Annotated in this window: 10 protein-coding genes; 5 read left to right on the top strand and 5 right to left on the bottom strand. The window is 65.8% G+C overall.

Going from position 1 to position 13,407, the window contains the following annotated elements:
- Positions 1 to 180 precede the first annotated feature (180 nt).
- The 3 genes from ACIBJI_RS18595 to ACIBJI_RS18585 all read right to left on the bottom strand — a co-directional run bounded on the left by ACIBJI_RS18595 (position 181) and on the right by ACIBJI_RS18585 (position 3,777).
- Positions 181 to 816: a response regulator transcription factor gene (locus tag ACIBJI_RS18595; protein ID WP_062983336.1), complete on the bottom strand. Its 636-nt coding sequence runs from the start codon at positions 814 to 816 to the stop codon at positions 181 to 183.
- A gap of 328 nt (positions 817 to 1,144) precedes the next feature.
- Positions 1,145 to 2,542, bottom strand: a complete 1,398-nt coding sequence (locus ACIBJI_RS18590; RefSeq protein WP_396957479.1) for a PspC domain-containing protein — start codon at positions 2,540 to 2,542, stop codon at positions 1,145 to 1,147.
- Between the two features lie 86 nt (positions 2,543 to 2,628).
- Positions 2,629 to 3,777, bottom strand: a complete 1,149-nt coding sequence (locus ACIBJI_RS18585) for an FG-GAP repeat domain-containing protein (RefSeq protein WP_397084999.1) — start codon at positions 3,775 to 3,777, stop codon at positions 2,629 to 2,631.
- Between the two features lie 365 nt (positions 3,778 to 4,142).
- Between ACIBJI_RS18585 and ACIBJI_RS18580 the strand changes: the two genes are divergently transcribed.
- From ACIBJI_RS18580 to ACIBJI_RS18560, 5 genes are all read left to right on the top strand, one after another.
- Entirely contained in the window at positions 4,143 to 4,787 is a 645-nt protein-coding gene (locus ACIBJI_RS18580) for an MspA family porin (RefSeq protein WP_397084997.1), read from the top strand.
- A gap of 120 nt (positions 4,788 to 4,907) precedes the next feature.
- Positions 4,908 to 8,942, top strand: coding sequence for an AAA family ATPase (locus tag ACIBJI_RS18575; RefSeq protein WP_397084995.1), 4,035 nt, complete (start codon positions 4,908 to 4,910; stop codon positions 8,940 to 8,942).
- An 85-nt stretch (positions 8,943 to 9,027) separates the two neighbouring features.
- On the top strand, positions 9,028 to 10,872 hold the full coding sequence (locus tag ACIBJI_RS18570) for a PspC domain-containing protein (RefSeq protein WP_364346317.1): 1,845 nt from the start codon (positions 9,028 to 9,030) through the stop codon (positions 10,870 to 10,872).
- A complete protein-coding gene (locus ACIBJI_RS18565) occupies positions 10,865 to 11,077 on the top strand; it encodes a hypothetical protein (protein ID WP_364346315.1) in 213 nt (70 codons plus the stop codon). Before ACIBJI_RS18570 ends, ACIBJI_RS18565 begins: the two co-directional genes overlap by 8 nt.
- A gap of 57 nt (positions 11,078 to 11,134) precedes the next feature.
- Entirely contained in the window at positions 11,135 to 11,317 is a 183-nt protein-coding gene (locus tag ACIBJI_RS18560; protein WP_397084993.1) for a hypothetical protein, read from the top strand.
- Here the strand turns inward: ACIBJI_RS18560 and ACIBJI_RS18555 are convergent.
- Together ACIBJI_RS18555 and guaA are read right to left on the bottom strand one after the other, a co-directional pair.
- Complete coding sequence (locus ACIBJI_RS18555) at positions 11,305 to 11,760, bottom strand: hypothetical protein (RefSeq protein ID WP_364346311.1); 456 nt, start codon at positions 11,758 to 11,760, stop codon at positions 11,305 to 11,307. The two genes, ACIBJI_RS18560 and ACIBJI_RS18555, sit on opposite strands and share 13 nt — an antisense overlap.
- 75 nt (positions 11,761 to 11,835) lie before the next feature.
- A complete protein-coding gene (guaA, locus tag ACIBJI_RS18550; protein WP_364346309.1) occupies positions 11,836 to 13,404 on the bottom strand; it encodes a glutamine-hydrolyzing GMP synthase in 1,569 nt (522 codons plus the stop codon).
- Positions 13,405 to 13,407: the final 3 nt, after the last annotated feature.

Below are 13,407 nucleotides of genomic sequence, written 5' to 3'. Positions count from 1 at the left end.
GCACGAACCGCCCGTCGTGCACAAACTGACCCGCACGCACAAATTCGCCCGGCACGCACAAACGGCCCGCCGCCCACAAACCGACCCGGCACGCACGAACTTGTCCGCAGCGCACCAACTTGCCGGGCGAAACCGTGCGCGGCGAGCGAATACGTACGCGGCGCGCCAGAATGCGCGAAGTCAGTCGATGCGGCGCCGGTGGGCCCAACGGGTGAGCGCGTTGCGGTTGGACTGCTGGGTCTTGCGAAGCACGTTGGAGGCGTGTGTCTCAACGGTTTTCACCGAGATAAAGAGCTTCTCCGCGATTTCCCGATAGGTGTAGCCGCGGGCGAGCAGCCGCAGCACCTCCAGTTCGCGCGGGGTGAGCGAATCCAGTTCGGGATCCAGCGGCGGCTCCGGCACCGGCGATTTGCCGGTGAACGAGTCGAGTACGAAACCGGCCAACCGCGGGCTGAACACTGCATCGCCACCGGCGACCCGTCGAATACCATCGGCCAGTTCGGATCCCGAAATCGTCTTGGTCACATAGCCGCGCGCACCCGCACGGATCACCGCGATCACATCCTCGGCGGCGTCGGAGACGCTCAATGCCAGGCATACCGGACCGTCATCGATGCCCGACAGCACCGCGACCCCGCCACCGTCGGGCATGTGCACATCGAGCAGTACGACATCCGGACGCGCGGCATTGATTCCGGCGACCGCCTCGGCCACGCCCCCGGCCTCCCCGACGACCTCCATATCGGTCTCCCGGCTCAATTCGGCCCGCACGCCCGATCGGAACACGGCGTGATCATCGACGAGAAAGACCCGCACGGCCACCTACTTCTCCTCACCCTCGGTGGAGCGACCCACCCTGACGCACGGACCGCCCGCAGGCCGTCCGCACTTCATCGGTACCACAACTGCCACCGCATCTGTCGTCATCCAAAGTCACCAACCGTGCCGCGTCATCGGAGCGACCGATGCGACGCCTCGAATGCGCTTCCCACCAACCGGACCGCTCGCGCGAACGGCCCGATCCGAACGCCTTCGACAGCGTCCCGAGTTCCGGCGATGCGACATCATCGGCCCACGGCAGATCATGTAACCCGTCTCACGGCCGAACGCCGTCAGCACGGAGCCCGTCGCACGACGGGCACGATCATTGACGATTGCGAACCGACTGTCGCACCTCATCACACTGTTCGTCCCCCACCGACGCCTCGTCGGCCCGATCCTGATCACCGGAATCGGTTCGCGGCATAATGATCCGCACCTCGGTGCCCCGACCGGGCGTGGACAGTATCTCCACTTGACCGCCGCGCCGCTCGATCCTGGCCCGAATAGATTTCGCGACACCCCGCCGATCCTGTGGCACCGCCGCGATATCGAATCCGGCTCCGCGATCGCGCACGAAGATGCTCACCTGATGCGGTTCCGCCTCGGCGAACAGATCGATCTCCGGGACGCCCGCATGTTTGGCGGCATTCACCAGCGCCTCCCGGCTCGCGCCGAGCAATGCGGTGAAATGCTCCTTCGGCAGGCCGGATCCGCTGTCGGCGCCGTCCATCGTCACATCGCCGACGGTGACCGGAGTCACCTTCACTCCGTGCTGATCCTCGACCTCGCCCGCGATCGTGCGCAGCGCCACGGCCAGGCTCGACTGTGCCGGCCCGGAATCCTCGAAGAGCCAGCGGCGCAGTTCCCGCTCCTGACTGCGCGCCAGCCGGGCAACCTCTTGCGGATCGTCGGCTTGACGCTGGATGAGCGCCAAGGTCTGCAGCACCGAATCATGCAGGTGGGACGCGATTTCCTCGCGTTCCTCATTGCGAATGCGGGCCGCGCGCTCGGCATTCAGCGCGCGCATCATGCGCAGCCACAGCGGCACCGTCAGCAGACCGGCACCGATCAGCGTGACCGCCACCGCGATCAGCGCCGAGCCGAGCGAGCTCAGATCGATCCTGGCCAGCACCACCACACCGAGTCCGAGCACGATCATGGTGATCCCGGCGACGATGCGCGCCCAAGTCACCACCGAGGGACGCGCTGGCAGGCCGAGCAGCGACCGCGGGCCGTCGGTGTCATATTCGCGCCACACCAGCGCCGCACCCACCGCCACCACGACGATCGGCACGATCACCTTCGCCGCGGTACCGCTGAACAGCCACGACACCCCGACCGCGAGCCCGAGTCCGAGCAGGGCCAACCCGATCGCCTGCCGACGCTCCTTACCGGTCGGCTTCACCGCATCGTGGCCGCCCGGAGTGAAGATCCACAGCATCCCGTAGGCGACGATCCCCGCCCCCGCGAGCGCGGACAGCAATACGAATGCCATCCGCACCTTGAATACATCGAGCCCGAGATGATCGGCGACACCGCCGGCCACACCCCCCACGATCCGGCCACCCGAACGCCGCACCATCCGCGGATACGGCGGTGTGGGCGCGAGCGCCGGCGCGGCACCGAAGCGGCCAGGACCGGGCGTGAACCCGGGCGCGGCGCCGAACCCCCGTGGATCGGCCCCCCGAGCAGCATCGAACGCGGGCACGGACGGGTACATGCCTTCGATACTGGCACGGCCCACCGACAACCGACCATCAGGAATCACCCTGATCTTCGCCGGTGACAGGGCCCCGTAGCGGTCGATCAGGCGGAGTAGTCGATAGCGGGCCCGAAGGTGCCGTCGCCGTTGCCGTAGCGCAGGGTGATGTTCCCCGAGCCGGTGTTGCCGATGACCGTGTCGATCTTTCCGTCGCCGTTGAAGTCGGCGAGAATCGGGGTGGACAGGGGGAAGAGCCCGCCGGAGGGGTAGGTGTGCGGCGGACCGAAGGTGCCGTTGCCGGTACCGAGCAGCACGCTGAGGCTGGAGGTGCCGCCATTGGCAACCACCATGTCGAGCATGCCGTCGCCGTTGAGGTCGGCGAGGTCGAAGCACTGCGGGAGCAGACCACCGGTTTGATATGCCGCGAGCGCGCCGAAGGTGCCGTCACCATTGTTGAACAGCGTGGATACGCTGCCTGCGACAAGGTTGGAGAAGAGGATGTCGGGCTTGCCGTCGGCGTTGATGTCGCGCGCCATGCCGTACCAGGCGGTCAGGGCACCGTCGCCGAACGTGGTCGGGGCGGCGAAGGTGCCGTCACCGCGACCGCGGTAGATCTGGATGGTGCTGTTGACGTAATTGCCGCGTAGCAGGTCGAGGTTGCCATCCCCATCGAAGTCTGCGATGTCGGCGGACCCGGAGCCGACACCCAGGTTGCTGGAGACGGTGTATGCCGAAAAGAAAGTGCCATCGCCCTTGCCCCGGAGCACCGACCATGACGGGGCCTGATTGGAGGTGGCCAAATCAGGGTTGCCGTCGTGGTCGAAGTCGCCGACGACCACAGCCCCGGGGGCCAGGTCCGTCGCGTAGTCGACGGCCTCGGCGAAGGTGCCGTCGCCGTTGCCCATCAGTATGGAGACGTCGCTCGTGGTGAAGTTGGTGACGGCCATATCGAGTTTGCCGTCGTGGTCGAAGTCCGCGATGGCGACATAGTCCGCCTGACCGCCGGTGGCGTAGCGGACGGCGGGCTGGAAGCCTCCGCCGGGCCTTCCCAAGAAAACCGACACTCCGAATCCGAGCACGAAATCACTGAATACGACGTCGGTGTAGCCGTCGCCGTTGAGATCGGCGATCGCGGGAACCGCTGGGCCCGTCAGATTGGGGAGCAAATCCGCCGATGCTGGAGTGCCGGGGAAGGCGGTACCCGCCAATGCCGCAGCGACGCAAGCGCTGACGACGAATCTGGTGCGTGACACTTGTTTCCCCCGTAGGACCGATATCAGCAGAACGCTACGGCGTTCTCAGACGTGGTGATCTTGCACAGGCCGCCGATTCCTGTCCGGTCCGGACAAGAAAGCCACGCTGAACTGCCGTTCTTCTCTCGAGCTAGACAGCTTGCGACGTCAGCAGCGGACAACCGACGGATCCGCCGCCGACCCGGGCACCGCCGGACCGGATAACTGCCGCAAGGCATGTCTACCAGTGCTTTTCAGATCGAATACCGATCAATGGCTTAGGCAGCTCACAGTCCCACGCCATACGTTTCTTCCGGGTCGGAAACGTCCCACTGAACACCGGGACTCGCGCCGCAGGGGGCCGAGCACAGGTTCGGGGAGGAATCATGAACATCAAGTCGGTACTGCTCACCGCCGCCACCTTGGTCGGAATCGCCGTGGCGGGTGCGCCATTCGCCGCCGCCCAGGGGATGGCGCCGCACGAGAAGAACTACACGGGCCCAGGGGGGTTCGAGCTCACCGTGGGCCATATGGACGAGCAGTTTCGCCCCGTCCCCCCGCTCAACGGAATGCCGACCAACCGAGAGGTGTTCCTGGACAACACCTTCTACGGCACCATCCCCGCTAATGCGAGGGGCACCATGAAGGCGGGCTACCTCGTCGCCTGTGCGGTCGATCTCGATCTCACGGTCGATATCCAGGCCGGGATCGGCTTCGACGCCGGGTTCAGCATCGGTGTCAGCGGCAGTGACGATTCGACGTCACCGAACTTCGATGCCAGCATCGGCCCGAAGATCTACGCCGGAGTCAGTCTCGACATGTCGATCAGTCCCGGCGAGATCAAGCCGATCGAAGTGGGCACCAAGGACCTGGCTCTCGGCGGCACCGGCTATCTGGTCAGTCACGACTACCACCTGCTGGTCAAGAATTGCGGCGGAGGGCTCACCATCCAGTCCTATGTGACCCTCACGGCCGACACACCCGATGTCACCGCCGCCGACGCGGTGACAGGAGACCGGATCTTCCTGTAATTCGACAGCACCACAGCGGCCGTGTGATCGACGATCACACGGCCGCTCGACCGGTCATGCACCTCGAACCGGCTAAGTTGTCCCTATGTCTGTGTCGCCCAAAAAGATCGGGCGCACGTGGTGACCGAGGACACCACCGCCGAGGCTCGGGGGGAAATCCGATCACCGCGTGCGATTTTCGCGCACCGATTCGCCGATCTCTATGCTGCCGCGGGCAATCCGACGCTGCGACGGGTCGCTATGGCGGCTGAAACGCGGATGCGGGCCGCGCAAGGTAAGCGGGCCGCCCCGAGTGCTTCGGTGCAGCGGATCAGCGATTGGAAGGCGGGGCGCAATGTTCCGGCTCGCTTCGAATCGATGCTTCCGGTCGTACTCACCCTGATCGACCTGGCCAAGAAGGCCGAGTCGCAGGCCAGTCGGCAGTTGCTGGAAGTGCGTGAGTGGCAACGGCTCTGGCAGGCCGCCATCACCTGGACACCGAATGACGAGGACGACGCGGCCTGTCCCTACCTGGGACTCACCTCCTATCGCGAGCAGCACCGGGACATCTTCTTCGGCAGAACCCGATCCACTGCCGAACTCGTCGATTTGCTCCAGGACGCCGCCGCTGACGCGGATGGAGTCGTCGTGCTGATCGGCGCATCGGGTGCGGGCAAGTCCTCGCTGTTGGCCGCGGGACTCATACCCGCGGTCACCGACAACTGGTCGACCACCGCGATGACACCCGGGGCGAGGCCACTGCTCGCACTGGCCAAGGCTTTTCACGCGGACAAGGCGATAGCGAAGCCATCCGCCGCCGAGGTGTGCGCGGCTCTCGACCAGTGGAGCGCCGATCAACGTCGGCTGCTGATCGTGGACCAGTTCGAGGAGTTGTTCACCGCCTGCTCGGATGAACGCGAGCGCGAAGCTTTCCTGAATGTCTTGGACCGCTGCGCGACTCGAGCCGACGATGCCCTCACCGTCGTCATCGCCCTGCGCGCCGATTTCTATGCCCAGTGCCTCGACTACCCGATCCTGCAGCACGCTCTCGAACACCGCGGCTATCTGCTCGGCCCCATGCGGCTGGACGAACTGGCCCAGGCACTCATCGGGCCGGCCAACCACGCCGGGCTCGAACTGGAGTCCGGCCTGGCAGAACTGGTGATCACCGAACTCTGCGGAGTCGGCGATCACGAGAACCGCCAGAGCTACGATCCGGGTGCACTCCCGCTGCTCTCGCACGTCATGGCCGCCACCTGGCAGCACCGCGAAGGCCGCAAACTGACCGTCGCCGGATATCGCAAGGCGGGCGGTGTCATCGGCTCCATCGCCGCCACCGCCGAACAGGCATGGAGCGAACTATCCGACACCCAGCAGTCCTGCGCGAAGGATGTGCTGCTCGGACTCGTTGCCGTCGCCAATGATTCGCGCGATACCCGGCGCATCGCTGTCCGTCCGAACCTGCTGCAACGCACCACCGACCCGGTATCCGCCACGGCCGCACTGGAGCTGCTGGCCCGCACCCGCCTGATCACCCTCGACTCCGACTCGGTGTATCTGACCCACGAGATCGTGCTGGACGCGTGGCCGCGACTGCATACCTGGATCGATGAGGACCGCGTCGGCTACCTGGTCCGGCAGCGGTTGGAAGCCGATGCCGCGGAATGGGATTCGACCGGACAGGATCCCTCACTGCTTTATCGGGGCACCCGGCTCGAGACCGCTCTCGGTCATGTCGATCCGCCCATGGTCGGCGGCCAGATCCGCAGCTTCCTCGAGCGTTCCCGAGCCGCGCGAACGCATACCCGCAGAAGGTCGTCGGTGACCCGGGTAGTCCTCGCCATGCTCGGCGTCGGCCTACTCGTACTCGGAACATTCGCCTACGCGCAGGTCGAGCTCACCAAACAGCAACGCAACGACAAGAACTTCGGATCCGTACTAGCAGAGGCCGATCGACTACAACAAATCGATCCATCGCTGTCCGCGCAGCTATATCTCGTTGCCGGACAACTCAGGCCGGGCGATCCGGAAGTGCGGGCGCGGTTGCTCGCGACCCAGAACGTCGCCCTCGCAACACCATTCGTCGCCCACGACGAGGGGATCAGGACCATCGCGTATCGACCCGACGGCCGGGTGCTGGCTTCCGCGAGCAACGACAACACCATCCGCCTCTGGGACGTCGCCGATCCACGACATCCCCACCCGCTCGGCGAGCCGTTACGCCAATCCCCTTCCGGGGCGGCGTCCATGGCATTCAACGCTGCTGGCACGGTGCTCGCCACCACCGGCACTTCGGCGCGACCGCAGCTGTGGGATGTCCGTGATCCGGCGCATCCCCGGCTGTTCGGATCACCCCCGACGACCACCAGCGATACGAGTTATCTGGTGTCCTTCAGCCCGAACGGACGGACCCTGGCAGTCGGGTCCACGCGTGACAAAGGCATCACCCTATGGGATGTCGACAACCCGGACGAACCGATCCAGGGTCGGTTCGTCCCCGCGCCGCACAATCGGGACCTGTCCGCGTTCGCGTTCAGCGGCAATGGAGGACTACTGGCGGTCGCGACCAGTGACTGGGACCACAGTATCGCGACGGTCGAATTGTGGTCCGTTCCGGACGCGGGGGAAATCACCCGCGCTGGAACACCATTCGAGGTGACCCACGATGTCGAAGCAATCCGGTTCAGTCCTGATAACACCACCTTCGCCCTGGCCGGTCCACGCCTGACCATACGACACACCTACGTCAGCGTGACCCAGTTATGGGCCGTCGAAAATCCCGCCCATCCGCGCCCGCTCGGAAATCCGTTGGTCGATAACGTGGTTCAGCAGCCCGTCCCCCTGCTCGCCTTCAGCCCGGACGGCCACACATTGGCGACCGGTGGTGCCACCGGCGCGAAACTATGGAATATCGCCGACCCCGCGCAGCCGACCCCGCTGGGCGCCCAGCTGTCGGCGATTCCGGCTCGCTGCCTCAACGACGCGAGAATTCCCACCCGCTGTACCGGTGAACCGACGGGACTGGCATTCAGCTCGGACGGCAAGATATTGGCCGTGGGCGGCACGGAGGGCGTCGTGCGGCTGTGGTCCCTGGCTCCGGCGGTTCTCACTGGACACACCGATTGGGGCAGGAGTCCGATATTCGATGGCACCGGCACCCGAATGGTGAGCGATTCCAGCGACGGCACATTCGCCATATGGGATACCGGTAATCCCCGGGAACCGGTCCGGATAGGGGAATTCAGGGCGAAACCGGGATCATCGATCCGGGCCCTGAGCCCTGATGGGAGGTCCCTGATAGCTCGGGACGGTCCGACGGGCCCGATGGTCCTTGTCGACATCTCCGACCCGAAGCGCATTCGGATATCGGGTGACTGGCAGGCATCGTCGCAATGGTCGCGCCTGGGCTTCAACCGCGACTGGACCCTGGCGGCGCAAACTCTGGCTCCCGAGGTAGACACCTTCCAACTCGCGAACATTACGGATCGCTCCCGCCCAGTGCTATTGGGGACACCGACATCCGTGGCACCCGCGCAGGTCCAAGCCATCGGATTCAATCCGACCGGCCCCACCCTCGCGATCATCGAATCGACCCTGTCCGAACCGAGTTCGCCGGCGATGGCCCTGCGAACCAGGCTGGCCCTGTGGGATATCTCGAACCCGGACCACCCTGTCCGGGTGGGTACATCCCCGCCGGAGCACTCGCCGCTGATGCTCGATGTGATCATGCACCCCGACGGCCGCACCGCCGTCACCGTGGCGAACGAAACCTTCCAGGTCTGGGACATCAGCAACCCGGCATCGCCCGAACCGATCGGTGACCGGGTCACCGCACATAATCTGGCGATCATCTCGACCTCGTTCAGTCCCGACGGCAAGACCATGGCCACCAGCGGAAATGATGGTTCGGTGCGGTTGTGGGACTTCACCGATCGCCGTCATCCCCGCCTTATATCCAGCTCCATCGCGCCACCCGGCCCCAATGTCTGGTTCATCCAGTTCCATCCACACGGCGACTATCTGTCCGCGTCGAGTAGCGGTGGCGAGCGTCGACTGTGGGATCTGGACGAGCAGCACGCGATCGCACGCATCTGTCATGCCACTGCCACCCTCATGACTCCCGAACTCTGGCAGCGCTACCTGCCCCAACTCCCCTACCATCCGCCATGCGACTAAGTAACCAAGAGACCGATTGGTCCAAAAGGATCAGCAATAGTTTCAGGGTTCCCCCCGATGTGCCGAAGCGCTGGTCACGCCCAGTATGGAAACCATGACGAAAACGAGCTTCGGCGATCAGATTCACCAGATGTGGCAGTCGCGGCCCGTCCGGTTGCCGCGGCAAGGTCCGATCGCGGGCGTCGCGGCCGGATTCGGGCAGCGATACGGGATCGATCCAGTGCTCGTGCGGGTCGCGCTCGTGGTGTCGACGATCTTCGGCGGAGCGGGCATTGTGCTGTACCTGCTCGCCTGGCTGCTGTTCAGCGAGGCGGGGGATCAGTCCTCGGCGGCCGAGTCGCTGTTCGGCAAGGGGCACAGCTCGCAGTCGCAGACCAAGACCATCGTTCTGCTCGTGGCACTGGCCATCGCGGTCAGCACCATCGGACCGGTCGGCGTCGGACTGGCCGGCTCCGGCATGATCAGCATGGCGCTGATGCTGGCCGGTTGGTGGATGCTGCATATGCGAAACCCACAGCCGCCACCCGGCACGAGTTCACTCGGCGGCTTCGACGGCGGTCTCACCGCGACCGGCTACCCCGGGGCCGTATTCCCGCAGCGCACGATGCCCGGCGACTTCTACGCGCCGGAGACCAGCATGTACACGCCGTACACGAAGTTGCCGGACGCATATGTTCCGGACGCTCCGGCCCAAGCGGCACCTAATACCCCTGCGCAGCAGCCAGGTTCGGACACAGTTCGCTTGCCGGACGCCGAAAATGGCGACGCCGAAACCGAACTGATCGAAAATGACGGCACGCCAATCGACGCGGGCGCTACGCCAGCCGATCCAGACACCGTCCTGCTGGGTAAGGAAGATGCCGACACCGTCCTGCTCGACAAGGGCAACGCGGAAACCACGGCACCACCCACCGAGACCACAACGTCCGACAACGGAACAACGCCGGGAATTACCGCCTCCGCCTCGCCGCACACGACCGGCGGACCGTCCGGCGCGAGCGCAACGTCCAACACGAGCGCAACGTCCAACACGAGCGCGACCTCCGGCGCAAGCACAACCTCCGACGCAAGAACGACGGCCGACGAGAGCACGGCGTCCGGCGCAACAGGTCGCGACACCGCACAACCTGCCGCAACGTCCGGCGCGAGCGACACCGACTCGGAAAGCGGCGGTAGCTCATCGCGAACCGAATCCACTTCGCGCACAAGCACTCCCCCATCCCGTACAACGGCCGCGACACCTGCGCACCCCGCCGGACTCACCCCACCCTCCTGGGACCCCCTCGGCGTAGCCCCACTCGCCTGGGATCTCCCCGAACCCACCCCGACCCGCACCATCGTCGCGCCCCCGCCGAAGCGCCCCCGCTCCCGGCTCACTCCCGTGGTCCTCGGCCTGGCCATCCTGGCCGCCGCCGGCGCGGGTGCGCTGGCCGCCTCCGGCGTCGAATGGATGACTCCCGGACGCATCGCCGCAGTGGCGCTGGCGGTGATCGGGTTGGGTCTGGTCATCGGCGCATTCCTGCGCCGCGGCTTCGGCCTGCTCGTACTGACCGCACCACTGGCCGGATTCGTGGTGCTGGCCTCGATGCTCGGCCCGATCGAATTCGACAGCGCGACTATCGGCGATCGCACCTGGGCGCCGACCTCGATGACCGACCTTTCCTCGAAGTACGAGTTGACCATGGGAACAGGCACATTGGATCTGCGGTCGCTGAAACTGACCGAGAACCGGGCCGTCGAGGTCGCGGTCGGGCTCGGCGATGCCGAGATCCTGCTGCCCGAGGGTATGGCGGTACGCACCGATTGCACCGTCAACCTCGGAGATGTCAACTGCCCCACCGGTATTACCGGTCCGCATGCCGACGGCGCACCGGTGCTCGACCTGAAAGTCCATGTCCGGACCGGCAATGCGGAGGTGCACCGTGGCTGACCCCACCGATGACAATGTCACCAAGCGAGGGCCGTCCGTCTCCCTGCTGATCGTCGGACTGCTCGCCCTCGGCGTGAGCATCTGGGCCTTCATCGGCCCGGCCACCATGACCGCCACCGGTGTGGCCTCACTCGGCTGGGTCGTCGTGATCTCCGCCATCGTGGTCGGCATCCTGCTGGTCATTTCCCCGCGCAGCCCCCGCTGATCACACGAATGGCCCGTCCCCGGACGGGCCATTTCTTTCTGGAGGAGCAGAACACCAATGCCCAAGGAACAGTTCGACATCGACGACGACCCGACCGACCATACGGGAATCCCGATCGGCCGCTTCATGCCACTGACACCGAGCCGCAGTTACCTCGGCGGCGGCTTATTACTCGGGCAACTCATCCTCGGCCGCACACCGTCCGCCCACAACGAATCCCGAGACCACTACTCCATATAAGCCGGGCAGCCCAAATGCTCACTGATCCGGTCGAGTAGCCGCTGCATACTCACCCGCTGCTTGCCTTCGACACCCCGTGCGATCATCGGCACTATCCACCGCGCACTGGTCGCGACGTTGAACATCTGCTGGATCACCCGAGCACCCTTCGGATGCGGCAACACTCGACATTCGGCGCGAAACCATCGCTGCCCCTCGACGGCGAGCATCGCCTGCGCCCGATCCACCTGGACCCGAATCCCATTGGGATCGCCGGCGATCGCGGCCCGGAATTCACTCGGGCCGCCGCGCAACCGCATCCCGGGATCGGGCCCGTCGGCGAGGAAGAAGGCGTTGTCCGGACCGACCGGGCCGGCGCTCACCGCGGTGAGCAGCGCGGCCACCACCCCACACGGTGCCTCGACGACCGCGTTTACGGTGCAGAGCGGCTTCTTCGCTGCCATCCGGACCCCCTGGGGAACTGGTCTACCCGGCTGACGGTACTCCCGGAATCCGGCAAATCAGGCCCGATTGCGGGGTCACTCCCATTCGATGGTGCCCGGCGGCTTGCTCGTCACATCGAGGACAACCCGATTGACCTCGGCCACCTCGTTGGTGATGCGGGTGGAAATGCGCTCGAGTACGTCATAGGGAAGCCTGGTCCAATCCGCGGTCATCGCGTCCTCGCTGGAGACCGGACGCAGCACGATCGGATGACCGTAGGTGCGGCCGTCGCCCTGTACACCGACACTGCGCACATCCGCGAGCAGCACCACCGGGCACTGCCAGATCTGGCGGTCCAGTCCGGCGGCGGTCAGCTCCTCGCGTGCGATGGCGTCGGCCTGCCGCAGCGTCTCCAGACGGTCCGCGGTGACCTCGCCGACAATGCGGATAGCCAGGCCGGGCCCCGGGAAGGGCTGGCGGGCAACGATTTCCTCGGGCAGCCCGAGTTCGCGGCCGACCGCGCGTACCTCGTCCTTGAACAGCAACCGCAGCGGTTCGACGAGGTCGAACTCCAGATCGTCGGGCAGACCGCCGACATTGTGATGGCTCTTGATATTCGCGGTGCCGCTGCCGCCACCGGATTCGACGACGTCCGGGTAGAGCGTGCCCTGCACCAGGAACTCGACCTCGGGCTTGGCGCCGCCGCTCTGTTCGACGACGACCTCGGAGACCGCATCCTCGAACGACCGGATGAACTCCCGGCCGATGATCTTGCGCTTCTCCTCCGGATCGGTGACGCCCTTCAGCTCACCGAGGAACTTGTCCACCGCGTCGACGGTCACCAATTTGGCACCGGTCGCGGCGACGAAGTCCTGCTGCACCTGCTCGCGCTCCCCCGCCCGCAACAGGCCGTGGTCGACGAATACGCAGGTCAGCCGGTCGCCGATGGCGCGCTGCACCAGTGCGGCGGCGACCGCGCTGTCCACACCGCCGGAAAGCCCGCAGATCGCGTGGCCGTCGCCGATCTGCTCGCGCACCGAAGCGATCAGCGATTCGGCGATATTGGCCGGGGTCCAGGTGGGAGGGATTCCGGCGAGTTCGTGCAGGAAACGGCTGAGCACCTGCTGACCGTGCGGCGAGTGCAGCACCTCCGGGTGGTACTGCACACCGGCCAGCTTGCGGGCCCGATTCTCGAATGCGGCGACCGGAGCACCCGCGCTGGTGCCGGTGACCTCGAAGCCCTCGGGCGCGTCGGTAACCGCATCGCCGTGGCTCATCCACACCGGCTGTTTGGTCGGCAGGCCACCGTGCAGCAGGCCGCCGTCAGCACTGAGCTCGGTGCGGCCGTATTCGCGGGTGCCGGTATGCGCGACGGTGCCGCCGAGCGCCTGGGCCATGGCCTGGAAGCCGTAGCAGATGCCGAAGACCGGAATGCCGAGATCGAACAGCCGCGCGTCCAGCTGCGGCGCGCCATCGGCGTACACGCTGGATGGTCCGCCGGACAGAATCACCGCGAGCGGCTGCTTCTCGGCGATCTCATCCACGGTGGCGGTATGCGGGATCACCTCCGAATACACACTCGATTCACGGACCCGCCGGGCGATCAGCTGGGCGTACTGTGCGCCGAAGTCGACGACGAGGACCGGTCTCTGAGTTTCTGCCACTCG

The organism is Nocardia sp. NPDC050408 (assembly GCF_044458905.1).
Taxonomy (GTDB): Bacteria; Actinomycetota; Actinomycetes; order Mycobacteriales; family Mycobacteriaceae; genus Nocardia.
This window is presented reverse-complemented; position numbering and strand designations above follow the sequence as displayed.